Source organism: Vibrio sp. Vb1574 (assembly GCF_033338675.1).
This window is the reverse complement of record NZ_JAWOTC010000005.1, coordinates 78684-104450: the sequence shown is the minus strand read 5'-3', so window position 1 is coordinate 104450 and position 25767 is coordinate 78684. Positions and strand designations below refer to the sequence as shown.

The 25767-nt window shown below is 43.6% G+C and carries 28 protein-coding genes, 1 riboswitch and 1 other annotated feature; of the genes, 12 read left to right on the top strand and 16 right to left on the bottom strand.

Annotated features, from left to right (window positions below; genetic code table 11):
* Positions 1–49 precede the first annotated feature (49 nt).
* Positions 50–229: a trimethylamine N-oxide reductase system protein TorE gene (torE, locus tag R7O12_RS05735; protein ID WP_005378141.1), complete on the bottom strand. Its 180-nt coding sequence runs from the start codon at positions 227–229 to the stop codon at positions 50–52.
* Between the two features lie 462 nt (positions 230–691).
* Between torE and R7O12_RS05730 the strand changes: the two genes are divergently transcribed.
* Positions 692–1504 (top strand): ABC transporter permease, encoded by an 813-nt coding sequence (locus R7O12_RS05730; RefSeq protein WP_047100766.1) that lies wholly within the window; start codon positions 692–694, stop codon positions 1502–1504.
* A 354-nt stretch (positions 1505–1858) separates the two neighbouring features.
* Positions 1859–1996: a hypothetical protein gene (locus tag R7O12_RS05725; protein WP_005378145.1), complete on the top strand. Its 138-nt coding sequence runs from the start codon at positions 1859–1861 to the stop codon at positions 1994–1996.
* Positions 1997–2081: 85 nt separating this feature from the next.
* On the opposite strand, the gene focA is transcribed toward R7O12_RS05725, so the two are convergent.
* Complete coding sequence (gene focA, locus R7O12_RS05720; RefSeq protein ID WP_005378146.1) at positions 2082–2942, bottom strand: formate transporter FocA; 861 nt, start codon at positions 2940–2942, stop codon at positions 2082–2084.
* A gap of 299 nt (positions 2943–3241) precedes the next feature.
* On the opposite strand from focA, the gene R7O12_RS05715 reads away from it, so the two are divergent.
* On the top strand, positions 3242–3475 hold the full coding sequence (locus tag R7O12_RS05715; RefSeq protein WP_005387662.1) for a TIGR02647 family protein: 234 nt from the start codon (positions 3242–3244) through the stop codon (positions 3473–3475).
* A gap of 43 nt (positions 3476–3518) precedes the next feature.
* On the opposite strand, the gene R7O12_RS05710 is transcribed toward R7O12_RS05715, so the two are convergent.
* Positions 3519–3965 (bottom strand): PACE efflux transporter, encoded by a 447-nt coding sequence (locus R7O12_RS05710; RefSeq protein ID WP_042522041.1) that lies wholly within the window; start codon positions 3963–3965, stop codon positions 3519–3521.
* An 89-nt stretch (positions 3966–4054) separates the two neighbouring features.
* Between R7O12_RS05710 and R7O12_RS05705 the strand changes: the two genes are divergently transcribed.
* From R7O12_RS05705 to R7O12_RS05695, 3 genes are read left to right on the top strand one after another with little or no spacing between them, the layout of a single operon-like run.
* The gene (locus R7O12_RS05705) at positions 4055–4933 is read left to right on the top strand and encodes a LysR family transcriptional regulator (protein WP_005378151.1); all 879 of its coding nucleotides are present in this window, start codon (positions 4055–4057) and stop codon (positions 4931–4933) included.
* Between the two features lie 18 nt (positions 4934–4951).
* Positions 4952–5779, top strand: coding sequence for an NAD-dependent epimerase/dehydratase family protein (locus R7O12_RS05700; RefSeq protein ID WP_064353801.1), 828 nt, complete (start codon positions 4952–4954; stop codon positions 5777–5779).
* Positions 5776–6414 (top strand): YdcF family protein, encoded by a 639-nt coding sequence (locus R7O12_RS05695; protein WP_318125680.1) that lies wholly within the window; start codon positions 5776–5778, stop codon positions 6412–6414. The genes R7O12_RS05700 and R7O12_RS05695 overlap by 4 nt, the downstream gene beginning before the upstream one ends.
* 60 nt (positions 6415–6474) lie before the next feature.
* Here the strand turns inward: R7O12_RS05695 and R7O12_RS05690 are convergent, their stop codons facing one another.
* Both R7O12_RS05690 and cysS read right to left on the bottom strand, forming a co-directional pair.
* Positions 6475–7053 carry a thymidine kinase gene (locus tag R7O12_RS05690; protein ID WP_005378154.1) on the bottom strand — a complete coding sequence of 193 codons (579 nt, stop codon included), beginning with the start codon at positions 7051–7053 and terminating at the stop codon, positions 6475–6477.
* 87 nt (positions 7054–7140) lie between these two features.
* Positions 7141–8523, bottom strand: a complete 1383-nt coding sequence (cysS, locus tag R7O12_RS05685) for a cysteine--tRNA ligase (RefSeq protein ID WP_005378155.1) — start codon at positions 8521–8523, stop codon at positions 7141–7143.
* 202 nt (positions 8524–8725) lie between these two features.
* Here cysS and R7O12_RS05680 point away from each other — a divergent pair, with 202 nt between their 5' ends.
* The 4 genes from R7O12_RS05680 to R7O12_RS05665 all read left to right on the top strand — a co-directional run bounded on the left by R7O12_RS05680 (position 8726) and on the right by R7O12_RS05665 (position 11927).
* Positions 8726–9220 (top strand): peptidylprolyl isomerase, encoded by a 495-nt coding sequence (locus R7O12_RS05680; protein ID WP_005378156.1) that lies wholly within the window; start codon positions 8726–8728, stop codon positions 9218–9220.
* A gap of 60 nt (positions 9221–9280) precedes the next feature.
* Positions 9281–10018: a UDP-2,3-diacylglucosamine diphosphatase gene (gene lpxH / locus R7O12_RS05675; RefSeq protein ID WP_170897160.1), complete on the top strand. Its 738-nt coding sequence runs from the start codon at positions 9281–9283 to the stop codon at positions 10016–10018.
* Between the two features lie 98 nt (positions 10019–10116).
* Positions 10117–11331 carry an EAL and HDOD domain-containing protein gene (locus R7O12_RS05670; protein WP_005378158.1) on the top strand — a complete coding sequence of 405 codons (1215 nt, stop codon included), beginning with the start codon at positions 10117–10119 and terminating at the stop codon, positions 11329–11331.
* A gap of 80 nt (positions 11332–11411) precedes the next feature.
* The gene (locus tag R7O12_RS05665; protein ID WP_171344584.1) at positions 11412–11927 is read left to right on the top strand and encodes a YchJ family protein; all 516 of its coding nucleotides are present in this window, start codon (positions 11412–11414) and stop codon (positions 11925–11927) included.
* A gap of 279 nt (positions 11928–12206) precedes the next feature.
* Here the strand turns inward: R7O12_RS05665 and hisIE are convergent, their stop codons facing one another.
* The 9 genes from hisIE to tet(35) form a co-directional block, all read right to left on the bottom strand.
* Positions 12207–12842: a bifunctional phosphoribosyl-AMP cyclohydrolase/phosphoribosyl-ATP diphosphatase HisIE gene (gene hisIE, locus R7O12_RS05660; RefSeq protein WP_005533681.1), complete on the bottom strand. Its 636-nt coding sequence runs from the start codon at positions 12840–12842 to the stop codon at positions 12207–12209.
* Positions 12839–13612, bottom strand: a complete 774-nt coding sequence (gene hisF, locus R7O12_RS05655; RefSeq protein ID WP_004749837.1) for an imidazole glycerol phosphate synthase subunit HisF — start codon at positions 13610–13612, stop codon at positions 12839–12841. The genes hisIE and hisF overlap by 4 nt, the downstream gene beginning before the upstream one ends.
* Entirely contained in the window at positions 13594–14331 is a 738-nt protein-coding gene (gene hisA, locus R7O12_RS05650) for a 1-(5-phosphoribosyl)-5-[(5-phosphoribosylamino)methylideneamino]imidazole-4-carboxamide isomerase (protein ID WP_005390889.1), read from the bottom strand. The genes hisF and hisA overlap by 19 nt, the downstream gene beginning before the upstream one ends.
* Positions 14332–14343: 12 nt before the next feature.
* A complete protein-coding gene (gene hisH / locus R7O12_RS05645) occupies positions 14344–14958 on the bottom strand; it encodes an imidazole glycerol phosphate synthase subunit HisH (RefSeq protein WP_017821716.1) in 615 nt (204 codons plus the stop codon).
* 26 nt (positions 14959–14984) lie between these two features.
* Positions 14985–16058: a bifunctional histidinol-phosphatase/imidazoleglycerol-phosphate dehydratase HisB gene (hisB, locus tag R7O12_RS05640; RefSeq protein WP_005378173.1), complete on the bottom strand. Its 1074-nt coding sequence runs from the start codon at positions 16056–16058 to the stop codon at positions 14985–14987.
* Between the two features lie 69 nt (positions 16059–16127).
* On the bottom strand, positions 16128–17168 hold the full coding sequence (gene hisC / locus R7O12_RS05635) for a histidinol-phosphate transaminase (RefSeq protein WP_262668612.1): 1041 nt from the start codon (positions 17166–17168) through the stop codon (positions 16128–16130).
* An 18-nt stretch (positions 17169–17186) separates the two neighbouring features.
* Positions 17187–18479, bottom strand: coding sequence for a histidinol dehydrogenase (gene hisD / locus R7O12_RS05630; RefSeq protein WP_318104647.1), 1293 nt, complete (start codon positions 18477–18479; stop codon positions 17187–17189).
* 5 nt (positions 18480–18484) lie between these two features.
* Entirely contained in the window at positions 18485–19381 is an 897-nt protein-coding gene (gene hisG / locus R7O12_RS05625; RefSeq protein ID WP_005378180.1) for an ATP phosphoribosyltransferase, read from the bottom strand.
* A gap of 53 nt (positions 19382–19434) precedes the next feature.
* Positions 19435–19572, bottom strand: a sequence feature (His leader region).
* A gap of 180 nt (positions 19573–19752) precedes the next feature.
* Entirely contained in the window at positions 19753–21354 is a 1602-nt protein-coding gene (gene tet(35) / locus R7O12_RS05620) for a tetracycline efflux Na+/H+ antiporter family transporter Tet(35) (protein WP_318125679.1), read from the bottom strand.
* Between the two features lie 109 nt (positions 21355–21463).
* A riboswitch (Lysine riboswitch) is annotated at positions 21464–21646 on the bottom strand.
* Between the two features lie 582 nt (positions 21647–22228).
* Between tet(35) and R7O12_RS05615 the strand changes: the two genes are divergently transcribed.
* Complete coding sequence (locus R7O12_RS05615) at positions 22229–22636, top strand: H-NS family nucleoid-associated regulatory protein (protein WP_005378185.1); 408 nt, start codon at positions 22229–22231, stop codon at positions 22634–22636.
* A 126-nt stretch (positions 22637–22762) separates the two neighbouring features.
* Here R7O12_RS05615 and R7O12_RS05610 read toward each other — a convergent pair whose 3' ends face one another.
* Entirely contained in the window at positions 22763–24067 is a 1305-nt protein-coding gene (locus R7O12_RS05610) for an inosine/guanosine kinase (protein ID WP_132936560.1), read from the bottom strand.
* A 117-nt stretch (positions 24068–24184) separates the two neighbouring features.
* Entirely contained in the window at positions 24185–24454 is a 270-nt protein-coding gene (locus tag R7O12_RS05605; RefSeq protein WP_005378190.1) for a hypothetical protein, read from the bottom strand.
* 188 nt (positions 24455–24642) lie between these two features.
* Here R7O12_RS05605 and mnmA point away from each other — a divergent pair, with 188 nt between their 5' ends.
* On the top strand, positions 24643–25767 hold the full coding sequence (gene mnmA / locus R7O12_RS05600; protein WP_005378192.1) for a tRNA 2-thiouridine(34) synthase MnmA: 1125 nt from the start codon (positions 24643–24645) through the stop codon (positions 25765–25767).

Here is a 25767-nt window from a genome sequence, read left to right as displayed (position 1 = left end):
ATTTGCTCTCTTAAAATCTTTTCAAAAGTGTGGTTATGAGCTCACTGGCTTACATGCCGTGCGCGCCTGGAGGTCCAAAGAAGAAGACTTGCAACATCCAAACGATGAACCCGTAGCCGCCAACAAAGGCCACACTCAGAATTGGGAAGAGAACAACTGCAATGAAGAGGAACGACTTCCACTCCAGGGAGCGTTTTTCACCACTCTCAATTTTATTAACATCACTCATACATTTGCCTATTTTGTATCTAGTGTTATTGAAAAGCCCGCGTAACCAAGCTTAAGTTTTTTACAATCTCTAATGGAAAATGTTAGACCATACTAATAGTAGGGTTCAATCAAATAAGCGACCTCAGACCTTGTAATTCAACACTTTTTTGAGCTCATCCAGAGATATGATGGATTGATGTTATTTATTAAAAAACATGAACAGATGTGACAAAATAAGTCTTTTAAGGAGTTGTTAAATAACCAACATTTAAGAAACATCGATCACATTTAAATCGTAATTACCATGCCATAAATCGACTTAAAAACTCCGAAAAAGATAACCGTTTGTAAACAAAATGCTGCGTATTAATGTCGAAAATAGCACTCAAGATTTACTTTAAGAACAGCAAAAAGTGCACGTAGTGGTTCATATAAAGGGGAGGCTTAGATACAATTATTCGCGTATTTTCAAGGAGCGATTATGGACAACGTGGTGGATATAAGCTGGGTCAAACTGGCACTGTTTGGTTTGATTTTATTGGTCCCCTTCTTTATCAATGCCCGCTACAAATTAGGGATAGCAAAAGACACCATAATCAGTGTTATCCGAATGACACTTCAGCTCATATTGATTGGCGTGTATTTAGAATATCTTTTTCAATTAAACAGCTTACTTGTCAATATACTTTGGCTTGCCATCATGCTACTGATTGGTGCCAGCTCAATTGCGGGAAAAGCTCGCTTACCTAAAAAGCCACTTATGCTTCCGCTACTAACGGGCCTTACCTGTGGTCTAATACCACTTCTGATAGCAATTACAGCAGGCTTAGTGCAACCATCCCCTATTTACAATGCGCAGTACATGATCCCACTTGCTGGTATGTTATTGGGTAACAGCTTGAGTAGTAATATCATCGCTCTTCAGAATTTGTTTACGGCTTTTGAGCAGAGACAAGCAGAATATGAGGCTGCAATCTCACTTGGAGCCTCTCCTCGCTACGCATCCTTCCCCTTCATTCAGGAGGCTCTTAGAAAGTCCCTTGCCCCGACTTTAGCTTCTATGGCCACTACAGGGCTGGTTACCTTACCGGGTATGATGACCGGTCAAATTCTAGGTGGCGCGAGCCCGATGGTTGCGATTAAATACCAGTTAGTAATTATGCTGGCTATTTTCGTCATGTTGAGTGCCTCCGTAACCATAACGTTAGAAATGACATTGCGCTGGGTACAAACCAAAGAAGGCCGAATAAAGATAAAAATCGAGCAACCCGAATCGACCAAAACTCATGGTTAGCTGGCGCTTGTGGGTAAAGACCGTTAAACAACTTATATTGCCAAGTCGAACATACTTATAACTGAATAACTCAACTATTCTTCGAGCACTCATCAAGACGCTTTCAGATGAAAAGTCAGGCAGAATTCTTTTTGATATAAGCCTCTAATTTTATGAAATTTTCTTTGCAAGTTTAGATACGCACGACCTTTGATACAGGTTATCCACAGAAAATGTGGATAAGCCCCCAAAACCCATACGCAACCAGAAACATAGCAACATAAGTGATCAATCGAATCGTCATGCATTGATCACGTGACTGACATGTTCTAATTTTAAAGTAAAGGCAGTGACCACAAACTTGGAGAGACGTACATGGATGTCTTAATGATCAAAGAAAATTACGATGAACTCCTGTCCGATGCACCTCTGGATTGGCTCGTTCAAGAACCAAAGGAAGTAACTTCTCATTGGCTCCCAACCGATTTTGGCATCAACGAAGAGTTGATTTAACATGACTCGACTTATTTGACATTTGCAGAGACAAATAAAAAGAAAGGCGAACCATCTGGTTCGCCTTTCTTGTGATCTTCTAAACTTATCGCAAATGGTTATCTTCATCGCGTAGATAAATCATCCAATACCACATGCCAACAAATACGCCACCACCAATAATGTTTCCTATCGTAACAGGAATTAGGTTGTTTACGATGAACCCCATCATGTTTAAGTCCGCGTAGTTTGCAATATCTGCCCCTGTCATTTGCCAAAACGCTTCTGGCGCAAAGTACTTAATACCAATCGCCATAGGTACTTGGAACATGTTCGCAATACAGTGCTCAAAACCTGCCGACACGAACATAGCCACAGGCAAAATCATGACCGCTATTTTATCTGTCAATGTTCGCCCACTAAACGTCATCCAAACTGCAATACAAACTAATACGTTACACATAATGCCAAGCGCAACAGCAGCAAAGAAACCATGATGTAATTTGTGTTGGGAGATCGCCATCGCGTTAAGACCAACTTGGCCATGATCAAACATATATTGCTTGGTAACTAGCATACAGGCCACGAGCAAAATGGCCCCAACCATATTGCCAAAGTAAACCACCAACCAGTTTTTGATAAGTGCTTGCCAAGAGATTTTTCCACTCGCACGCGCAACTAGTGTCAGCACAGAGCTAGTGAAAAGCTCGCCGCCAGTAACCACCACCAAAATCAAACCAAGGCTAAATGCCAGACCACCAATGAGTCGTGTAATGCCCCAAGGCAGCTCGCCTGCGCCTGTCGTTACCGTGGTATAGAAGATGAAAGCAATACCAATATGAAGCCCCGCAGAAATGGCGAGCAGAAAAGATTTGATTGGAGCTTTCGTTGCTTTGCCTACCCCCACTTCAGCCGCGCGTTCCGCAGCTTGTGGCGGTAATAGTGAGTCAAACTGATTAAAGTTCATTCTGGTGTAACATTTAGAAACATTTAAAGAGGCGCGGATAATCGCTCTATTTCCCTATTTTTTCAAGTGCTATTTGGCGTGTTTACTAAAATCGTTGTTATTGGGAGATCAAGCAATAAATAGCGCCTATCATTCGCTACCGTAAGTATCATTGATACTTAACAAGTATTCGGCCTTTCGAACAAAGATCCTGCGTTATATCAGCCTGATAGCGCCATACTTAACACTTCTTGTCGTTGAATGTTGCCCAACGCTACTTTTCAGACTAGCTTGGTAAAAAAAGCGCAAAGGAATCATTTATGAAATATTCAGCTGAACATATCGCCGAATTGAATCTACTTCTTCAGTTCGACCTAAGTAGTGCTGCAACTGGTATTAAAGTTCATACAGACGCGTCAGAAGAAATGCAGGCAGCCGTTGCTCGTCTATATAAGAAGCAACTTTGTACACAGCCTGACGGTGGTTATCTAACAGACGAAGGCATTGAAGTTGCAGAACATGCAGATAAGATTTTGAGAGTTCTGTCTGTGTAATTTGAACAAAAAACGCCACCGAACTCGGTGGCGTTTTTTAGTCCTATATTTTTCCTGTCGATGCCTGTGGCAATAATCGCTTTTTCATTTTGCTAAATGGTTGAACCTTGTCATACAACCAGTTAAAACCAGTGGCATAAAATAGGAAGAAAACGAGGAAGCCGGCTTCCAGCATCAGAGCTTGAAGAAGCGTAATTTCTAAGAACCAGGCAATCACAGGTAGAGAGATAAAGATTAATCCTCCCTCGAAACCAATAGTGTGTCCAAGCCGCATCGCTAAACTTCGCTCAGCTCGATTGTCACCAAACCACTTATCAAAATACAAGTTGTAGATGTAGTTCCATATCACGGTATACATGCTCAACCCGACCCCAACCAACGCGAGATCACTAGAACCCTTTCCAGTGATCAATGAAGCCGCTGGTACAATAATCGCGAGTGCGATTAACTCAAAAAGTACTGCATGAAAAATTCGTTCGTTACGAGTCATATTTCTCTGTCCAAATAGTTCTACTCAATGCTTAGAATTTTATCTATCATTTAGATAACCAAAAGTTAGATACCATCGGTTTAAGCGATATGTTTACCATCGAACAACTGCAAGCTTTCATTGCTACATCAGAAGCAGGATCATTTTCAGGAGCAGCTAGAAAACTGGGGCGAGCTCAATCTGTAGTGAGCCAGCACATCATGAATATGGAGATCGACTGTGGTGTTGAGCTTTTCGATCGATCAGGCAGGTACCCTAAATTAACTGAGAATGGCCTCGCGCTCGTACCTTATGCACAAGCAACAATCAGCCAACTCGACCGCCTAAACAATAGGGCATCGCAGCTCTTTTCCACGCCAACGAACAAATTAGTCTTAGCTATTGATGAAGGGATTCCTCTGACTCGCTTGCCGGATGTGCTAAAGAAGTTAGAGCAACGCTTTCCACACTTACAAGTTGAATGCTTAACGGCTTCAAGCCCTGATATCATTGAATTGGTTAAGTCGGAACGCGCCACGACTGGGATTATTTTGAGTGATTTACAAATGCCAAGACACATCGATTTCACCAATCTTGGCAATATTGCATTTGATGTCTATGTCTCTTCAACACATCCTTTAGCAAAGCAGCAAATCACTCACATTGATCAACTAAAACAACATCGTCAATTGGTCATACGATCCAAAAGTGCAGAGCCATGTGGTCTCAATCAAGCATTTAGCCCAGATATCTGGTACGCTGATAACTACTATATTTTGTTGGAATTGGCGAATAAAGGGTTTGGTTGGTGCTTTCTACCACAGCATTTAGTCGCGTATTCACCTAATACATTAAAAAAGGTTGGGGATGATTTCACAAAACTGGCTTGGCAAGTCAATGTTGACCTTATTCAGCACCAGAAATGGCATTCAGATCCCCTCCATCAACAAGCCAAAGCAGAACTGCTCAACCTATTCGGGCAGACATAAGTAAGTAGGAAGACCCAAATGGCAAATACATTGATCGTAGGTGCAGGCTGGCTCGGAACTCCGCTAGCAGAAACATTGATGAAAGATGGACACTATGTTGTCGTCACTCGTCGTAGCCAAACTCGATTAAAAGAGTTACCCACCTCATTAACTCACTCCGCATTGTTCGATTTCAATCAATTGAACGCCACAGCACGGCTAGATGAGTTGCTCAAACAGCATCAAATTACGCACGTTATCGGTGCTTTTCCTCCAGGGTTTCGTAAAGGACGCGGTCAAGAATATGCCCAGCAATGGCAAATACTTGCCAACGCAGCTAAGCAAAACAACGTTGAAAAACTTCTCATGATCAGCTCTACCACGGTTTACCCTAACCTTGCTTCCGATATGGAAGAAGCTGACGCGTCACTCTCTTTAGCAGCCGAAAGCCCTTATTTCTCTGATAATGCACGTATTATGCTTCAAGCAGAGCAGCATGTTATCGACTCGAATATTAGCTTTGTTATTCTACGTTGTAGCGGATTAATCGGGCCAGATAGACACCCATCTCGCTTTGCAGCAAGGCTTCAACAAGTTAGTCGTAAAGCACCAGCTAATATGCTTCATCAAGATGATGCTGTCTCGGCTGCGAAATTTGCCTTAGGCAATTTAAGCAACCAAGTCATTAATGTGACGACACCTCATACTGTCAGCAAGGCTGAGTTCTACCAAGCTGCCATAAACAAAATCGGAAGTGAGATACCTCTTCCACCCGTCACAGAGCAAGCTGACAAGCGTATTCTTGCTGACAAACTACTCTCACTTGGTTATCGATTTCACTTCAATTCAACTTTGGATGCGCTATGAGACTCTATAGACATATAGAAACGCTTTGGGATTACATGCAACTCAAACATAAACTGAAGCCTGCGGACTGTTTGTTTGTGATGTGCAGTAATGATGTGCGTGTAGCGGAGCACGCTGCCAAGCTCTACCACCAAAAGTTGGCACCTTTGATTGTATTTTCAGGGGGGGAAGGTCGCTTCACAGATGGACTGTTTGAAAAAAGCGAAGCAGAAACCTTTGCCGAGATTGCAAAGATGTCGGGCGTTCCAAGTGAAGCAATTTTGCTCGAAACTGAATCCACAAACAGTGGAGAAAATGTTCGCTTTACTGAGCAACGATTAAAAGAGGAAGGAAAACAGTGTTTCTCGTTTATTCTGGTACAAAAACCGTTTATGGAGCGTAGAGCAATCGCGACATTTGAAAAACAGTGGCAGTCACCCTACACTCAGCTCCAAGTAAGCTCTGCGGCTCTTCCATTTTTTGAATACATTAATGAAGACATGCCATTAATGATGGTGCTAGAAGCACTAATGGAAGATTTCTCTCGCGTAAAAAGCTATCCAGAGAAAGGATTTCAAACCAAGCAGAACATCCCTCATCAAGTCGAATCTTCTTACCAGGTTTTACTCGAGCGGTTTGGTTTTGACTTAGTCTAACTTTTTCTAACCGACAACAAAAAGCCACCAAGTTCGGTGGCTTTTCTGTATCAATGCGGCTTATTTACCGAGCGCTTCTTTGTAATGTTGGCGGCATACGGAGACATACTTATCGTTACCGCCGATCGCAACTTGATCGCCTTCTTTAATTGCCACGCCGTGTTCATCGGTACGAATAACCATATTCGCTTTGCGGCCGCAATGGCAGATTGTTTTGAGCTCAACCAGCTTGTCTGCCCAAGATAATAGATACTTACTGCCTTCAAAAAGTTCGCCTAGAAAATCGGTGCGAAGGCCGTAACACAATACTGGAATATGCAACTTATCAACGACTTCAGTAAGTTGATAAACTTGTTCTTTCGACAAGAACTGACACTCATCAACAAGAATACAGTGACGTTTTTCAACCTCATTCAGAGCTGCGATCTCCTGATACAAATTGGTATCCTGACGAAATAAATGTGCGTCAGATTGAAGACCAATACGAGAGCTCACTTTACCGACACCAAAACGATCATCTAGCGCAGCCGTAAAAATAACTGGCGTCATGCCGCGTTCTTGATAGTTGAAAGAGGATTGAAGAAGCGTTGTTGATTTACCCGCATTCATTGCTGAGTAATAGAAATACATCTGAGCCACAGAGCATTACCTAAAGTTAAAGTTTTAATTTATGGAAATGGAAAATAAAAGGGCTGAATTATCAGCCCTTTAAAAATGAAAATTCAATTACTTACGACGCCACGTTGTGCCTTCTGGACCATCTTCCAGAACAATGCCCATTTCGGTCAGCTTGTCACGAGCCATATCTGCATTCGCCCAATCTTTCGCAGCGCGAGAGTCATTACGCAGCTTGATCAGAGCTTCAATTTCAGCCACTTCATCATCGTTACCCGCATCACCTTTTAGGAAGGCTTCAGGATCTTGGTGAAGAATACCGATCACGTCAGCTAGTTCACGCATTAGCGCACCGAGTTCGCTCGCTTTCTCTAGGTTTTCTGTCTTCAGACGGTTAACTTCTCGCGCCATGTCGAACAGTACTGAGTAAGCTTCTGGTGTGTTGAAGTCATCGTTCATCGCTGCAGTGAAGCGAGATACGTATTCTTCACCACCAGCAGGCGCAGCGTTTAGGTCTAAACCACGTAGAGATGTGTACAGGCGCTCAAGCGAAGCACGTGCTTGGTTTAGGTTATCTTCGCTGTAGTTTAACTGGCTACGGTAGTGACCAGACATTAGGAAGTAACGCACTGTTTCAGCATCGTAGTGACCAAGAACGTCACGGATAGTAAAGAAGTTACCTAGAGATTTAGACATCTTCTCACGGTCTACCATTACCATGCCGCTGTGCATCCATGTGTTCACGTATTGTGTATCGTGTGCACAGCATGATTGCGCGATTTCATTTTCATGGTGTGGGAACTGAAGGTCAGAACCACCGCCGTGAATGTCGAAGTGGTTACCTAGGATTGAAGAGTTCATTGCTGAACACTCAATGTGCCAACCTGGACGACCTGGACCCCATGGTGACTCCCACGTTGGTTCACCCGGCTTTGACATCTTCCAAAGAACAAAGTCTAGAGGGCTGCGTTTTGCTGTTTCGATATCAACGCGCGCGCCAGCTTGAAGCTGATCAAGGTCTTGCTTAGAAAGCTTGCCGTATTCGTTGAATTTACCTACTTCAAACATTACGTCACCGTTATCTGCAACGTATGCAAAACCGCGCTCGATTAGCTTCTCAACCAATTCGATGATTTCAGCAATAAACTGTGTCGCACGAGGTTCAACGTCCGGACGTTTCATGTTCAGCGCATCAAAATCAGCGTGCATTTCACCAATCAAACGCTCAGTCAATGAATCGCAAGACTCACCATTTTCTGCGGCACGTTTGATGATCTTATCGTCGATATCTGTGATGTTACGTACAAACGTCAGATCATAGCCCAAGTAGCGAAGGTAACGTGATACAACGTCAAAAGAGACGAAAGTACGACCGTGACCAATGTGACAGAGATCGTAGATGGTAACTCCACAGACATACATACCGACTTTGCCAGCTGTAATTGGTTTGAATTCCTCTTTCTGTCTTGTGAGTGTGTTATATATCTTTAACATGATCTCTATCTATGATTGTGAATGAATAAAAGAAGATGAGTATATCAACTCCAACCTAGTTAGGTAATAGCAATTAACCGATAAAACGATAATCGGCTAAACTTCAAGCACAAAACGAAGAATTTCCTCTTCCTGAGTTTTTAAAGCACTAGAACTTAGGCTAGAATCTCGGGCTCAACACAACACAGTAAAGGAAAGTAGCATGATCACCCTTCACACTAATTTTGGTGACATCAAGATTCAACTAAACGAAGAGAAAGCGCCAGAGACAAGCGCAAACTTCCTTCAGTACTGCCGCGACGGTTTCTACGACAACACGCTTTTCCACCGTGTTATTGACGGCTTCATGATCCAAGGTGGTGGTATGGAGTCTGGTCTACGTGAAAAAGCGACTCGTGCACCTATCAAGAACGAAGCAAACAACGGCCTAAGCAACAAAGTGGGTACACTTGCTATGGCACGTACTATGGAGCCGCATTCAGCAAGCTCTCAGTTCTTCATCAACGTAAACAACAACACATTCCTAGACTTCCGTAGCGAAAGCCTAGACGGTTGGGGTTACTGTGTGTTCGGTGAAGTAATCGAAGGCATGGACATCGTAAATAAGATCAAAGGCGTTAGCACTGGTTCTTACGGCATGCACCAAGACGTACCTCTAGAAGACGTAGTAATCACTGGTACAACAATTGAAGAGTAATTCTTAGGAATTATTTTTAAAAGATAAGTTAATGGGGAGGCATAGCTTCCCCTTATTTCTATGACGACATTATTTATTTCCGATCTTCACCTTACCCCATCACGTCCTGATATCACGGAATGTTTTGTGACGTTCATGCGAACAGAAGCAACAAAAGCTGATGCACTTTATGTACTCGGCGATCTGTTTGAGTTCTGGATTGGTGACGATGACAACACCCCTTTTGCAGACCAAATCCGTGCAGAATTTAAAGCACTGACGGATGCGGGTGTGCCAACTTTTTTCATCCAAGGCAATCGAGATTTTTTACTCGGCAAACGCTTTTGCAAAGAAACCGGTATGACATTACTCGACGATGTCTGCACGATTGATCTTTATGGTCAAAAAGCCGTAATCCTACATGGCGATACGCTCTGCATTGACGATGTGAAATACCAAGAGTTTAGAAAAACCGTTCACAAACCATGGCTACAATGGTTGTTTAACCGTATTCCTTGGTTCATTAAGAAGAAAATTGTCTCAAAAGTTCAATCCGATATTCGTGATGATAAAATGAGCAAGTCATTAGATATCATGGACGTCAACCAAAATGAGGTCGAGAAAGTGATGTCTCAGAACTGCGTCAACTTAATGATTCATGGTCACACACATCGCCCGTACACACATTTTTTTGACGTCGATGGCGTTAAAAAGACCCGAATTGTTTTAGGGGATTGGTATACGCAAGGCTCAGTTTTAAAAGTAAATTCTGATAGTTTTGACCTACAAACGAGACCGTTCATACAGAATTTGCGTTAAGCATGTAGAGCGTGTAGAAGATTCACGCTCAAGTCGTAGATATTTTGTAAAAAATCGCTATTATCATAATACTAAGTTAAACAGAACGAAGTACCTAATTGAAGTATTCTTACGTAGCTCGCCAACCGATTCTGGATAGAGAAAAACGAACCATAGGTTACGAACTCCTCTTTCGAGACGGCCCTAAAAATACCTTCCCTGAAGTAGAACCAGAGCTGGCTACTAGTCGACTGCTATCCGATCATTTTTTGTCGACGCATTACAACACATTAGGAAACAAACTTGGCTTTGTTAACTTTCCGCATCAAAGCTTGGTAAACTTGGTCCCAACTTTGTTCCCTAAAGAATCTCTCGTCATTGAAGTCCTTGAAGACTGCGAACCGACAGAAGAACTGTTAGAAGCCATCAAGCACCTTCATGAGTGCGGATACAAAATTGCTCTGGATGATTTTGTTCCGACGAAAGCTTGGAAGCGTTTTCTTCCATACGTTTCCATGATCAAGTTTGATATTAGACTTGTGCCGATCAAGAAAGCTGCCATTTTTATTCAGGCGTTGAGCCCATTTAAAATCGACTTTCTTGCGGAAAAGGTAGAGACCTATGAAGAGTTTGAGCAAGCTCTAGAAGCCGGTTTTAACTATTTTCAAGGGTATTTTTTTAGCAAACCTGAGATGATCCAGAAAAAACGGTTGAACCCCGCGTTTCTTACCGTCATCCAACTTTGTAAAGAGATTGCAGATAAGCCCATCGACTTCAATGAGGTTGAACGTCTGTTTTCGATTGATGTGACGCTGTCATACAAGCTGCTTACTTACGTAAATTCAGGATATACATTAACGACTAAGATCAAATCGTTCAGACAGGCGCTTATTTATCTGGGTGAAGAGCGACTACGACGCTTTATTTCCTTAGTTGCAATTGCGTCCGTTCAAGAAGATAAACCTGACTCTCTTTACTCTTTAGCGATTCAGCGTGCACGAATGTGTGAACTGTTACTTAGTCAAATGAACACTAGGTATGACCCTGGGCAGGCTTTTTTGACAGGCATGTTTTCTTTACTCGGCTCTTTGCTCGATCAACCGCTCTCGGATGTCATTGAAGATATCCCCGTTGACGAAGATATAAAACTCGCATTAACCAGTCGAAAAGGCGTACTTGGTCACTTACTTTCGATGACGATCGCCTATGAACAAGCGGACTGGGAGTTAGCCGAGCGATATTGCACCGTTCTTAAATTAACCGAACCTCAATTAGCGGACGCTTTTAATCAATCTACCGAGTGGGCTCAAGAACTGCTGTCTCAAACGCCCTAAATCGCTATAATGCCTCACCTCCAGCCTCGCAATTGTGAGGTTGTTTGTTTTTACCGCTTAATTAATCGAGATTTCATTTTATGGCTTCTTCTTGCCCTTGCGGATCTAACCGCACCTACCAACAGTGTTGTGAAATTGCCCACAACAACCATGCTGACGTCACCACTCCAGAGCAGTTAATGCGCTCTCGTTACAGTGCGCATGTGTTAGGTCTAGTCGATTACGTGGTCAACACTTATCATCCAAGCTGTAATGCAGAAGAGCAACGTGAAGGCATTGCCCAATCTATCGACAGCGATTGGTGCAAACTTGAAGTTGTAAAAACAGAAGCTGGCAGTAATAACAATGAAGGCTTTGTAGAGTTTAGCGCTTATTTTGATGAAGACGGCAAACGCTACTGCATGACCGAGCGTTCTCGTTTCGTGAAAGAAAATGGGCTTTGGTACTACATTGACGGCACGTTTCCAGAAAAAGAGCTAGAAGAAGAACCAGAACAAGATCCTCGCCTAAACCAACCAGTGAGTAGCCTAAAAGTAGGTCGCAACGACCCGTGTATCTGTGGAAGCGGTAAGAAATTTAAGAAGTGTTGTGGGTAAGATCATCCACTCCTAGCTTATTGAGCTCTCTTTAATGAGATTCCTGATCTCGTCTAGGCTCGTTGGAGTGACGTGAATATATGTACCTGTTTGAAGTAAATAACTCTACTGCAAGCACCATTAGAAAATATACCGTCATTCTTAACAGCGAGGAACGAGTGTGATTCAGAATCTAATCGCTACTAGCACTGTTGCCGGTTTTACCCCGAATCAAGAACACTAAATTAAAAAAGCCCCTAGGCTCGAGAGCATAGGGGCTTTCACTTATCTATAGCAAGCTTACTTATGACGCTCTTTCAGTTTGTTCACTACGTCATTCATCGATAAGCCTTGGTCTTGAAGCAATACCATTAAGTGATAAATCAAATCTGCTGATTCACACACTAACTCCGCCTTATCGCCCGACGTCGCCGCAAGCGCGACTTCAACGCCTTCTTCGCCCACTTTTTGCGAAATACGCTTGGTGCCACGGGCATAAAGACTGGCAGTATAAGAGGAATCTGGGTCGGCACTCTTGCGGGCAGCCAGTAACTGCTCAAGTTGATGAAGCCACACCATTTGTGACTCCTCTTGAGGGTCCACATCCCAGCAAGTTGTGTTACCCAGGTGACACGTAGGGCCAATGGGATTAACTTTCACCAGTAGCGTATCGTTGTCGCAATCGAGCTGCATGTTCACCAATTGCAATACGTTGCCAGAAGTCTCACCTTTCGTCCAAAGACGTTGCTTGGTACGAGAGAAAAACGTCACTTGACCCGTTTCGCCCGTTTTTGCCAACGCATCTTGGTTCATGTAACCCATCATCAGCACTTGGCTTGATTGGAAATCTTGTACGATGGCAGGTACCAGACCATCCACCTTTTCCCAGTTGATTCGCTCAGCTAGCGAACTTACTTCGGCGGCTTTCACACTCATAGTCGTACCTCAATGCCTTGTTGTTTCAAATACTGCTTTAATTCACCAATGTTGATGACTTGTTTGTGGAATACCGATGCGGCAAGCGCGCCATCCACATTGGCTTTTTGGTATGCTTCCGCAAAGTGCTCCATAGCACCCGCGCCACCCGATGCAATCAGCGGTACATTACATACTTCGCGCACCATATTCAGTTGTTCGATATCGTAGCCGTTACGCACACCGTCTTGGTTCATCATGTTCAGTACGATTTCACCAGCGCCGCGTTTTTGTACTTCTTGCACCCAATCACGCGTTTCCCATTGGGTCGCTTTGGTGCGTTCTTCATCACCAGTAAACTGGTAAACCTGATACTTGCCCGTCTCTTTGTCGTAGTATGAATCGATACCAACGACGATACATTGCACACCAAACTTATCAGCAAGGTCAGTAATCAACTGAGGGTTCGCCAAGGCAGGAGAGTTAATAGATACCTTATCTGCACCAAACTCAAGAATGCGCGCCGCGTCCTCTGCTGATTTAATGCCACCAGCCACACAGAACGGAATATCAATCACTTCTGCAACGCGAGCGACCCAACTTTTATCAACGACACGCCCATCACTTGAAGCGGTAATATCGTAGAACACAAGCTCGTCAGCGCCTTCTTCAGCATAACGCTGTGCCAGAGGAACGATGTCGCCAATGATTTCGTGGTTGCGGAACTGGACGCCCTTCACCACTTGTCCATCACGAACATCAAGACATGGAATTATTCGCTTTGCCAGCATGCAAATGCCTCCTCTGCTGTGAATTTACCATCTAACAGCGCACGACCAACAATCACACCAGCCACACCGCTGCCTTTTAGCGCTTCGATATCTGCTAATGAGCCAATGCCACCTGAAGATTGAAACTGCACTTGTGGGTACTGTTTACATAGGTCGACATAAAGCTCTACGTTTGAGCCTTCTAGCGTACCGTCACGAGAAATGTCCGTACAAAGCACGTGCTGCAAACCTACCGTCAGGTAATCGTTGATCAGAGCTTCGATAGTCACGCCTGAATCTTCTTGCCAACCAGAAATCGCTACTTTACGTGTGCCGTCTTGATCGATGTTGATGTCTAGCGCGAGAACGATTTTCTCTGCACCGTATTTTTCCATCCAACCTTTCACAAGCTCTGGTTGTTTTACTGCTGTTGAGCCAACGACAACACGCTGAGCCCCCGCTTCTAGCAGATCAATCACGTCTTGCTCTGTGCGCACTCCGCCACCGATTTGGATGTTCGCTGGCGTGCTTGCTAGTAGCTTTGCAATTAAATCAAGTTGACGTGCTGTCGTGTCTTTCGCGCCAGTTAAATCCACCAAGTGCAGCCAGTTAGCACCAGCTTGGTGGTACAAGTTGAACTGCTCTGCTGGGTCGACTTTGTACTCAGTTACTTGGCCGTAATCACCTTGATAAAGGCGAACCACCTGTCCTTCAATTAAATCAAGAGCTGGAATAATCACACTAAATCCCTTTTATAATTCTAAGAAGTTTTGAATAAGCTTCGCGCCCGCTTTTGAAGAACGCTCAGGGTGGAATTGCACGCCGTAATAGTTACCGCTTTGTACTGCTGCTGTGAACGGGTTGCCGTATTCACATTCCGCAATCGTGTAATCCCCAACAGGCATCGCAAAGCTGTGCACGAAGTAGAAATACTCTCCTTCTTCAATATCTTTGAAAAGTGGATTACCTGCTTTTGCAGAGACCGTGTTCCACCCCATATGCGGCAACGGCAAATCGCCAGTTTGTAGTAGCTTCACTTCGCCATCACAAAGTCCAAGACACTCAACTAACTCGTCGGCTTTCTGCCCTTTCTCTTGAGACACTTTGCCCAACAGTTGCATGCCTAAACAGATACCTAGTAATGGCTTTTCTACCTGTTTTACCAAGCTGATCAGATCGCGCTCTTCTAGGTTCTTCATCGCTTCGCTGGCGGTTCCCACACCCGGTAGGAATAGCTTATCTGCGGATAATACGACTTGCGGATCTTTTGAAATCGTTACGTCATAGCCTAGGCGTTCAATGGCAAACTTCACCGAAGAAACGTTGGCACAGCCAGTATCGATAATGACAACTTTCTGTTCTGTCACTGTTTTTCTCCTTGCTAACGTTAGCCTTAAAGCACGCCTTTACTACTTGGTAGCTCAGTGCCTTCTACTTTGATTGCTTGGCGTAACGTACGACCAAACGCTTTAAATAGACTTTCAATGATGTGGTGATCATTGTTGCCCGCAGAAGAAAGGTGCAACGTACATGCTAATGTGTCAGTCAGAGAGCGGAAGAAGTGAACTACCATCTCTGTTGAAAGATCACCCACTTGCTCACGGCTGAATTGCGCGTCGAACTTAAGGTAAGGACGACCTGATAGGTCTAGTGCGCATTGCGCCAAACACTCATCCATTGGCAAACTAAAGCCAAAGCGACCAATACCACGCTTGTCACTCAGTGCTTCTTTCAACGCTTGACCCAACGCAAGAGCGGTATCTTCTACTGTGTGGTGATCATCAATGTGCAGGTCACCTTCCACTTTGCACACCATTTGGAATCCACCGTGCGTCGCAATTTGATCCAGCATGTGGTCAAAAAAGCCAAGACCTGTAGAAATATCGTTACCGCCTTGCTCGTCAAGGTTAACGAATACTTTAATGTCTGTTTCTTTTGTGGTTCGAACGACTTCAGCAACACGCGCCTTCACTGTGAGATCTTTTAGGATCTGTTTCCAGCCCATGGTTTCTGGGTTGTATTGAATGCCACGAATTGCCATGTTTTCTGCAAGTTGAAGATCAGTTTGACGATCGCCAATCACAACAGAATTTTGGAAATCCACTTTGCCACCTTGAAGGTACTCTTTTACCAAGCCTAATTTAGGCTTACGGCATGAACAGTTATCTTCATCAAAGTGAGGACAAATCAGCACGTCATCAAATTTCACACCTTGAGATTCAAAGATCTCCATCATCATGTTGTGTGGTGCATCAAAATCAGCTTGTGGGTAGCTGTCGGTACCCAAACCATCTTGGTTCGTGACCATCACTAGGCGGTATCCTGCATCCTGCAACGACAGCAGGCTTGGGATAACAAATGGTTCTAGTTTTAGCTTATCTAAACGGTCTACTTGAAAATCAATCGGCGGCTCAACAATTAAGGTGCCATCACGGTCGATAAAAAGGATTTTTTGTTGTTTGCTCACTCGAACTTCCTTATTGCTATTCTTTTGGCGCTCCCGCTATTGAGCGAGAGCGATAAATTCTGTCTCTATTTATGCGTAGTAGTTTCTGATAAATCCAAGCGTTTTTTCGCACTCGTCACGGTTACCCACACTGATACGCACACAGTTTTCAATTGGCGAGTTACGCAAAATAATGCCCGTATCCCAAGCCGCTTTGAAAAGGTCATCGCCATCTGGGAATTTCACCAATAGGTAGTTTCCCCACCCTTCAAACACTTCCAAGCCCGGAATCATTGAAAGGCCAACTTGCAAGTAAGCACGGTTTGCATTCAAATCGAGAACTTGAAACTTCGCTCGTGCTAAACCAGCTTCCGAAAGCGCCTGAGTCGCAATTTCTGCCACTGGAACTGGGACTGGGTAAGGTGCGATAACTTTAAGAAGTACATTAATCAGCTCTTCGTTCGCAAGCGTAAATCCACAACGCAGACCTGCAAGCGCAAAAGCTTTCGACAGAGTACGCAGAATTGCAAGGTTCGGGTATTGCGCCAGTAGGTCTACCGTTGACGCTTCTGGACAAAAATCGATGTACGCTTCATCCATTACCACGATTGCACGGTCTTTTGTCATCTCAAGCAGAGACACAATGTCTTCACGCTTAACCAAGTTACCCGTTGGGTTGTTTGGCGAACATACAAAAACCAGTTTCACGTTATCCAGATTAGCTTCGATGCCTGCAAGGTCTAGTTGCCAATCTGACGTTAGCGGCACGGTTTTACGCTCTACACCTATGGTTTCTGCACTGATGGCGTACATACCGTAAGTCGGTGGGCAGTAAAGAATCGCATCTTCACCCGGCTCACAGAAAGCACGAATCAGTAGTTCAATACTTTCATCAGCACCGCGAGAAGTCAGTGTTTGTTCTGGTTTAACACCCGCATACGCTGCGTAAGCGGAAATCAGTTCTTTCGGTTGGCATTCGCTGTAACGATTAAGACGAGCAAAGTCTGTTTTGTATTCATTGTTAAATGGTGATTCGTTGGCATTTAGCCATACGTCACCCGTACCACCGATTCGGCGAGCCGACATATAAGGGGTAAGCTGTTGGACTTGTTTACGCGCTAGCTTTTCCATCTCATTACTCTCTTATTCTTACTTACTTGCTAATTTTTCTACGCGGATAGTAACAGCACGTTTGTGAGCGTCCAGACCTTCCGCTTCAGCCATCGTGACTACCGTTGGTGCAAGGTTCTTTAAACCATCAGCAGAAAGCTCCTGAACCGTCATTCGTTTAGAGAAATCCGCCAAACCTAAGCTTGAATAAGTACGTGTGTAACCGTAAGTAGGAAGGACGTGGTTGGTGCCCGATGCGTAATCACCTGCTGATTCAGGCGACCAATCACCTAGGAAGATAGAACCTGCGTTATCTAATAGAGGTAAAAGCTCGCGTGGGTTCTTAGTCTGAACAATTAAGTGCTCAGGACCGTAGTAATTCGAAATGGAAACCGATTGAGTAAGAGACTCGGCAATGATGATCAAGCTTGAAGCCAATGCTTGCTCTGCGATGTCTGCACGAGATAGCTCCTTAAGCTGACGTTGAACCGCATCCGTCACTTGATCAGCAATCACAGGAGAAGGAGTCACAAGTACCACTTGAGAATCAGGACCGTGTTCCGCTTGGCTCAAAAGATCCGCAGCGATAAAGTCTGCATCTGCGGTTTCATCGGCAATCACAAGAACTTCTGATGGACCTGCTGGCATATCAATCGCAGCACCACGGAAATCATTGCTAACCTGACGTTTTGCTTCGGTCACGTAAGCGTTGCCCGGACCAAAGATCTTATCTACTTTCGATACAGTCTCGGTGCCATAAGCCATTGCAGCAACTGCTTGGCCACCACCGACGTTGTACACTTCATCAATGCCACACAGTTTCGCGACATAAAGGATCTCATCAGCGATTGGCGGTGGAGAACAAAGAACGACTTTACGACAACCTGCAATTTTTGCAGGAACGCCGAGCATCAAAACAGTCGATGGCAAAGGCGCACTGCCACCAGGAATGTACAAACCCACTTTTTGAATTGGACGTGTTACTTGTTCACAAAGAACACCTGGCTGCGTTTCCACCTTGATCGGTTGCGGCTTTTGCGCTTTGTGGAACTTAGAAATATTGGCGTAAGCTTGCTCTAGTGCGCTCTTCATTGACTCTGACAAACGCTCTGACGCTGCCTTAATTTCCTGAGAAGAAACACGAATGGATTCAGGCTTAACACGGTCAAACTTTTCTGTCAGCTCAATAAGAGCAGAGTCACCTTCTTCTCGAACTTTAGCAATAACTTCGGCCACAGCAGTGGTGATATTGGCACCTTCTGCAATAGCAGGGCGCTCCAAAATAGAGTCTTGCTGATTCTCACTTAATGATTGCCAAACGACTGTTCTCATGATGCTTACTCCATCATTTTTTCAATTGGTAGAACGAGAATTGAACTTGCGCCCAACTCTTTCAGCTGTTCCATTGTTTCCCAGAACAGGTTTTCAGAACTCACCAAGTGAACAGCCATTTTCTGCTTATCTGCAGAAAGAGGAAGAACAGTTGGGTCTTCAGCACCTGGCAGTAGCGCTTTAATTTGATCTAACTTCTCTGCTGGGGCGTGAAGCATAATGTACTTAGATTCTTTCGCTTGCTGCACGCCTTGCATGCGAGTTAACAGCTTTTCGATTAGCGCCACTTTGTCTGCGTCGAACTCACCTGTGCGTTGAATCAATGTCGCTTTTGATTTGAAGATAATTTCAGCTTCTTTAAGGCCGTTCGCTTCCAGTGTTGCACCTGTAGAAACCAAATCAGCGATAGCATCAGCGAGACCCGCGCGAGGCGCAACTTCTACAGAGCCTGTCAGCATACATGTAGAGAATGGAACGCCGGCTTCATCCATGTACGCTTTTAGAAGTTGAGGATACGTTGTAGCAATACGCTTGCCAGCTAAGTCTTGTGGACCGTTGTACTCTTCGTCCTTGTCGATTGCGATAGATAAACGACAGCCACCAAAATCAAGTCGACGAAGCTGAACAAACTCGCAGGGTTCACCTAATGCTTTGCGGTCAAGGCGAACTTCTTCTAGTTCATTTTCGCCAATAAAGCCAAGGTCAACAACGCCATCCATAATTAAACCTGGGATGTCGTCGTCACGAACCAAGAGTAAATCAATTGGCATATTTTCAGAATGGACAACTAAACGCTCGCCCATCACGTTGAACTTTACGCCGCACTGTTTTAGTAGAGCTTGACTCTCTTTGCTAAGACGACCTTTTTTCTGAATTGCGATTCTTAAACGTTGTGTTTGCATTGCTTTGTCCCTATACAAGATTTTGATATCTAAGTATTTTTCAAACTAATAAAACTAAAAAACCCTCGGGAGATTGAAGTCTCCCGAGGGTTTAAAATCTGCTTTTACTTTGATTTTACCTCCGGGAGTTTCCTGCCTCCCGGGTATGCGTACATCTCCCGAAAGACTAGATTGGGTGATGATGGTGATGAATGTTCATTACAAAATTACGCATACTTATTTCAAGGCTCTTCTCATTTGCTTTGTTACCAACCACACTAACCAAGCTGATTACTTTTTTCAACCCTTAATTTTAAAAAAATTCGAATTGTATAATACAAATAAAAAAGGAGGCCGAAGCCTCCTACAATTTCACCTTTTAAATCAGTGAATTACGCACTCTGGCAAGACGCTATTTTAGACTTTGAAAGCCATGACAAAATAGCGCAAACGATAACGAATGTGATCGACGCTGCAATGAACGAGAACGCAATTGAAGCAGTCATACCAAGGGCAATAAAGCCGACGCATGAAACAAGCGCGACTGATAATGCATAAGGTAGCTGTGTTGATACGTGATCAATGTGGTTACAACGTGCACCCGTCGATGACAAGATAGTCGTATCTGAGATTGGTGAACAATGGTCACCGAATACCGCACCAGCTAAAACCGCACTCAGCATCGGTAGCATTAGCGCTACGTCTGTTGCCCCAGCCATGTCACCCGCGATTGGTAACATGATACCGAACGTACCCCATGAAGTACCTGTTGAGAACGCCATTAGGCCAGACAACAAGAATAGGATAACTGGTAGCCAGTGCGGGTTAATGTTGCCCTGCGCCATTGTCGAAAGGTAAGTACCAGTCTTCATATCACCGATAACAGAACCAATGGTCCAGGCAAATACTAAGATTAGAATCGCACCAAACATAGACTTAGCACCAATCCAAAGTGTACGTGCGATCTCAGCCATTGGTAGACCTTGCTTCACAACAGTAAACAGTGCAACTGCTAAGCCAAGCAAGCTACCGTAGATTAGTGATGTACCTACATCTGTATTTTCAAAAGCACCAAGAAGCGCAAACTCCTTACCATCAGCAGCCAATGCTTGGCCACCCGTGTAAAGCATTGAAGCGATAGTCGCGATAATCAGCGTCACGATAGGAAGTATCAAATCTGACACTTTACCCTTTTCACTTTCACGGATATCTAGCTCTTCGTTTAGGTCATGCGCTTCTTGCGAGTCATTTTCTTTGTCTTTATCAAAGCCACGACCTTGCGATGCAGAAATTTCATGCTCACGCATTTTACCAATATCAAGACCAAACCATGCAACAGCGAACACCATTAGCAGCGCAAAAACGGCGTAGAAGTTCATTGGGATAAGACGAACATATGCGCCAAGAGCCGAATACTCTGTGATCCCATGTGAGACTAAGATCCCGCCAATAATAGTAATAATGTAAGCACCCCAGCTAGAAGCAGGCATAATTACACACATTGGAGCAGCGGTTGAGTCTAGAATGTACGCAAGCTTAGCGCGAGACACATAAAAGCGATCGGTTACTGGGCGAGAGATCGCACCAACAGCAAGGCTATTAAAGTAATCATCGACAAAAATGAATACGCCTAAAAAGGCGGCAAGAAGTTTGGAGCCGCGTTTACTCTTCACTCGAGATTGTGCCCATTCAGCAAAAGCACGAGTACCGCCAGATAGCGTTAATAAAGCTGTTGTCATACCTAATAAGATTAGGAAACCAACAATGCTCATGTTCCAAGTGTTAATTCCGCCATCTTCAATAAAGACAGAAGAAACTTGAGAACTGACGTAACCTGCGGTGTCGCTGATAGACCAGCTATTAAGTAGCACCGCACCTAGCACGATACCTACACCCAAGGAAACTAATACACGTCGAGTAAAAATCGCCAAAGTCAAAGCGACAATAGGTGGCAATAATGAAACAGGAGAACTAGAAAAATCTATTAAATTCATGATCTTCAAAAACCAAAGTTTGGCTAGAGATCTACTGCAGACAAGTCACGTAGCATACGATACGTGCTCATGTTGAACTTAGCGACAGGGAAGCGAACACTCCACCCAACCCTACAGTAGCGCTCCATAGTTTAATGTGAATATATACTATGGCAGTGTTGTTCCTTTCAGATACAACCCCAGCAAGTAACTTTGATGAGTTACTTACTTCGGCAATCTTCGCCTTCCACTATTACTCATTGGCATCACCCCAATAATAGCTACTCTTCGAGACCGCGCCTCTACGGCAACAACAAACAATTAACCACTAACTGTACAAATTAACAACAAATTGTCTGCAATATTGCATCAGGTGGCAGCCATTGTACTTATGATGAGAGTCAATGCAACACATCAAACTAAATTAAACAAATAAATAATGGCTGAGATAATTTATAAACCTTGCCTACTTCCATAAGTTTTGTGCAACTGAAATCACATCAATCATGTTATTTATGAAACATTATTACTACCTTAGAAATATCATGGTTTATCTTATATCAATAAATTAAGGATATATGACACAGCATTAAAGATGGATGCTTCATATTTTTAAGTAATAACTCAAATTTTTTTATAAAAAACCAAGCTGTCACTCTCTCTATACAATAATGATTGTTGATTTTAGTTCTCATCTAATAATGATTTATTTCGAGTGTAATAATATTAATTGCTTTAAAAAATAGTCAAATTTAAACAAAATCTTGATTTAGCATTTGCACATAAGGAAAAGATAAAGTTAAATATAAGGACTCTTTGTTTATTTATAGATTGGCATTATTTAATCGTAACGATAAAAAGTGCCCAACACATTAACCTTTTAATAGGAATCGTTATGTCAGAGCTGACTAAAACCCTTCTAAATATCCGTAGCCTTCGTGCATTTTCTCGTGAGCTGACTCTAGAACAATTGGAAGAAGCTCTAGATAAACTCACTACTGTCGTAGATGAGCGTCGTGAAGCAGAAGAAGCAGAACGCGCAGCACAAGCAGAGCAAGAAGCTAAGCTTGCAGAGATTGCTGAGAAAATCGCTCAAGACGGTATTGATGTAGAAGCACTTATTACTGCGCTATCTGGCGAAACTAAGACGAAAGGCAAAGCGAAGCGCGCACCTCGCCCTGCTAAATACAAATACACAGATTCAAACGGTAATGAGAAAACTTGGACTGGCCAAGGTCGTACACCTTCGGCGATTCAAGAGCAACTTGATGCAGGTAAATCTCTGGATGAGTTCCTAATCTAGATCCGTGCTATTTTTAAAAGGCTCCCATAGGGAGCCTTTTTATTTAAACCATTACAAATAAAAAAGGCACATTTCTTAATGCGCCTTTTACTTTAGTTACAGAATAGTTAATTAAACCGCTTCGTATTAACGTTCCCAGTATGCTTCTTCTAGGCTATCTTCTCGCTCAGGAAGTCCGCGCGACAATCGTGGTGAATGTTGCACGAGAACTTCGTAGCTCGCACGGTTTGCGTATTTGCAGACTTGAGAAAAAGAAGAGTAAGTTAAATACTCGTTACTGTGCTTGCTTGAATTAGGCACATTTTCTTTATGGTATTTATTTGCTGCCATATCATGAAGAACCGCAGATAACGCGGCATCACCTGCGCCATTTGTATTCTTAATTTTTTCTGGACCACCCATATATGGCGAGATATGCGAGTACACTTTTATTGGCGCCTCGCATGAGTCTTTTTTCGCCGGACGACTAAATTCATAACGATTAAATTCAGCAATTGACCCTGGAAGTAATGGCAAAGAAGTTTCGCGCTTCGCGCTATCTTCCGTATACCCAGCCATAAATAGACCTACAGGACCCGCCGTGCACAATACTAGATCAGCCCACTCCAATGTTTTATCAGACGCAGCAAGTGGATCAGATTCCCCCGTCAGAGCTTCTGCTTCATCTTCATTCATCGCAACGACTGAAACGTTATCTCGAATGAATTCTTGCCAATATTTAGGGTCATCTTGAATAACAAACTTTGTGCCTAAAGTCAGAACAACAGGCACATCATTCTTTTTCGCGTACTCAATTGCTTTCATTGTTGCTTCCGGCATTGGGTCGCCGTCTTTGCAACGTACTAGATATGACGTCAGTACAAGTGCTGATGCATTTTTAAAGATTTTCTCTGGAATGCTATCAGGATGGAGTTGGTTCATTTGCCCTTCGCTGATAGCAAAAGTACGTTCACCGTCTTCTGTGATAAGAGCAAAACAACGGCCAATTGCACCATCTACACCTTGTAGGTAGTTCAAGTCCATGCGGCTTGATGTATTACAAAGATAACGGTAACCGTAGCTGCCAATCTTAATATCCTGGCTCATCACTCCAAGTAGTGTGGAGCGGTCATCCGCTAGCACGGAGTAGTTATGTAGCGTGTTACCAATTGTACCGCCCGCATACTCATTGGTAATCAAGTTCTCTTCTTTCAGTTGCTGGTATAACTCTTCTGCTCTTTCGTCATCGATAACCAGAGAGTGACCTTTACTCAGACCGTACTTTTCAATCACATCCGTTGTAACTTTTGCTTCAATATCAACCAAGGTTTGGTCAATACCAATGATGTGAGTGCGCGTCATCTTCTTGCTTTCTTGTGCTTGGCTCACCAGCGGGTCACGAGCATGAACAGGAAAATAGTGCTTCGATTTGCGTTGTCCAGGAAATTTCATATTGTCAGTCTGAGTAAGGGGATGAAAAGGAGAGCGGATTCTATACCGCTTATAATAAAGCAGCAATAAAAGCGATTATAGCAAACGTTTGCTGACAGCTTTTTTCTTTTAGGTGGCTTATTCACCTTCCATAAAGCTGAGATCTGGTAGTTGCTCAAGGTGCTCGCTATAACGCTTTAGGTTGAACTCACCTTCATTCTTCATTACATCAAAAATCTCAATTGACATCGCACATGCCATCATCGCAACCGCATCTTCACGTGGTGTGCCAGTCATCATTAAACGCATAAGGGTTTCTTTTACTTTAAGCGGGTTGCCATCTTCGAGCTGATTTTCCACAATTTCAATCAACTCACTTTCTTGCATAAATTGGTTTTCTTCTGTCATTTGGTGTTTCCTCTTGGATTTTGGCCAACTATGCCATATATACCTCTTCTATACTTGCGAAATTACTCGTTCGAATCTTTGTTGAAGAAAAATCCAGCGAAACGAATTGTGATTTCGATCTCGGATCTGTCACCGGTCTGTGGATTCTGATAGAATCTGCATCCCGTTTATTTAAGTGGTGTTTAGTAATGTCTGATAACAGCCAAAAGAAAGTCATCGTCGGTATGTCCGGCGGCGTTGATTCATCTGTTTCCGCGTATCTTCTAAAGCAGCAAGGCTACCAAGTAGAAGGCCTTTTCATGAAGAACTGGGAAGAAGATGACAACGAAGAATATTGTACAGCGGCAGAAGATCTTGCTGACGCTCAGGCAGTATGTGACAAGCTAGGCATCCACCTACACACTATCAACTTTGCTGCCGAATACTGGGATAACGTATTTGAGTACTTCCTTGCTGAATACAAAGCTGGCCGTACTCCGAACCCTGACATTCTTTGTAACAAAGAAATCAAGTTCAAAGCATTCCTAGAATTCGCTGATGAAGTACTTGATGCTGATTACATTGCAATGGGCCACTATGTGCGTCGCTCTTTCCCAGAAAATGGTGAAAAACCACAGATGCTACGTGGTCTAGATGGCAACAAAGATCAAAGCTACTTCCTGTACACATTAAGCAACGAGCAAATCGCACGTAGCCTATTCCCTGTTGGTGATCTAGAGAAGCCAGAAGTGCGCCGCATTGCGGAAGAACAAGATCTAATTACCGCTAAGAAGAAAGACTCAACTGGTATTTGTTTCATCGGTGAACGCAAGTTTACAGAATTCCTCGGTCGCTACCTTCCAGCTCAGCCTGGTAATATCGAGACTCCAGAAGGCGAAGTGATTGGTCAACACCAAGGCCTGATGTACCACACACTTGGTCAGCGTAAAGGTCTACACATCGGTGGCCGTAAAGGCGGCGGTGGTAACGAGGACCCATGGTTCGTTGGTGAGAAAGATCTAGAACGTAACGTTTTGATTGCTGTTCAAGGTAAAGACCATCCAATGTTGAAATCAGAAGGTCTACTTGCATCACAACTTCATTGGGTAGATCGTGAGCCAATTCGCGATGTTATGAAGTGCACAGTGAAAACTCGTTACCGTCAGGAAGATATTCCTTGTACAATCATCCCTATCGATGATGAAAACATTAAAGTTATCTTTGACGAGCCACAAATTGCTGTAACTCCAGGTCAATCAGCAGTGTTCTACAAAGGTGACGTGTGCCTAGGTGGCGGCATCATCGAGCAACGCATTAAATATTCTCAAGCTTAG

Bases quoted from the DNA above. Each gene is read 5' to 3' on its own strand.
- cysS (WP_005378155.1), bottom strand. From the start codon at position 8,523: ATGTTAAAGATATATAACACACTCACAAGACAGAAAGAGGAATTCAAA.
- R7O12_RS05705 (WP_005378151.1), top strand. From the start codon at position 4,055: ATGTTTACCATCGAACAACTGCAAGCTTTCATTGCTACATCAGAAGCA.
- R7O12_RS05605 (WP_005378190.1), bottom strand. From the start codon at position 24,454: ATGACAGAAGAAAACCAATTTATGCAAGAAAGTGAGTTGATTGAAATT.
- focA (WP_005378146.1), bottom strand. From the start codon at position 2,942: ATGAACTTTAATCAGTTTGACTCACTATTACCGCCACAAGCTGCGGAA.
- R7O12_RS05665 (WP_171344584.1), top strand. From the start codon at position 11,412: ATGGCTTCTTCTTGCCCTTGCGGATCTAACCGCACCTACCAACAGTGT.
- R7O12_RS05730 (WP_047100766.1), top strand. From the start codon at position 692: ATGGACAACGTGGTGGATATAAGCTGGGTCAAACTGGCACTGTTTGGT.
- mnmA (WP_005378192.1), top strand. From the start codon at position 24,643: ATGTCTGATAACAGCCAAAAGAAAGTCATCGTCGGTATGTCCGGCGGC.
- R7O12_RS05680 (WP_005378156.1), top strand. From the start codon at position 8,726: ATGATCACCCTTCACACTAATTTTGGTGACATCAAGATTCAACTAAAC.
- R7O12_RS05615 (WP_005378185.1), top strand. From the start codon at position 22,229: ATGTCAGAGCTGACTAAAACCCTTCTAAATATCCGTAGCCTTCGTGCA.
- torE (WP_005378141.1), bottom strand. From the start codon at position 229: ATGAGTGATGTTAATAAAATTGAGAGTGGTGAAAAACGCTCCCTGGAG.
- R7O12_RS05725 (WP_005378145.1), top strand. From the start codon at position 1,859: ATGGATGTCTTAATGATCAAAGAAAATTACGATGAACTCCTGTCCGAT.
- R7O12_RS05715 (WP_005387662.1), top strand. From the start codon at position 3,242: ATGAAATATTCAGCTGAACATATCGCCGAATTGAATCTACTTCTTCAG.
- R7O12_RS05710 (WP_042522041.1), bottom strand. From the start codon at position 3,965: ATGACTCGTAACGAACGAATTTTTCATGCAGTACTTTTTGAGTTAATC.
- hisD (WP_318104647.1), bottom strand. From the start codon at position 18,479: ATGAGAACAGTCGTTTGGCAATCATTAAGTGAGAATCAGCAAGACTCT.
- R7O12_RS05695 (WP_318125680.1), top strand. From the start codon at position 5,776: ATGAGACTCTATAGACATATAGAAACGCTTTGGGATTACATGCAACTC.
- hisF (WP_004749837.1), bottom strand. From the start codon at position 13,612: ATGCTGGCAAAGCGAATAATTCCATGTCTTGATGTTCGTGATGGACAA.
- R7O12_RS05610 (WP_132936560.1), bottom strand. From the start codon at position 24,067: ATGAAATTTCCTGGACAACGCAAATCGAAGCACTATTTTCCTGTTCAT.
- hisG (WP_005378180.1), bottom strand. From the start codon at position 19,381: ATGCAAACACAACGTTTAAGAATCGCAATTCAGAAAAAAGGTCGTCTT.
- hisIE (WP_005533681.1), bottom strand. From the start codon at position 12,842: ATGAGTGTGAAAGCCGCCGAAGTAAGTTCGCTAGCTGAGCGAATCAAC.
- hisC (WP_262668612.1), bottom strand. From the start codon at position 17,168: ATGGAAAAGCTAGCGCGTAAACAAGTCCAACAGCTTACCCCTTATATG.
- lpxH (WP_170897160.1), top strand. From the start codon at position 9,281: ATGACGACATTATTTATTTCCGATCTTCACCTTACCCCATCACGTCCT.
- R7O12_RS05700 (WP_064353801.1), top strand. From the start codon at position 4,952: ATGGCAAATACATTGATCGTAGGTGCAGGCTGGCTCGGAACTCCGCTA.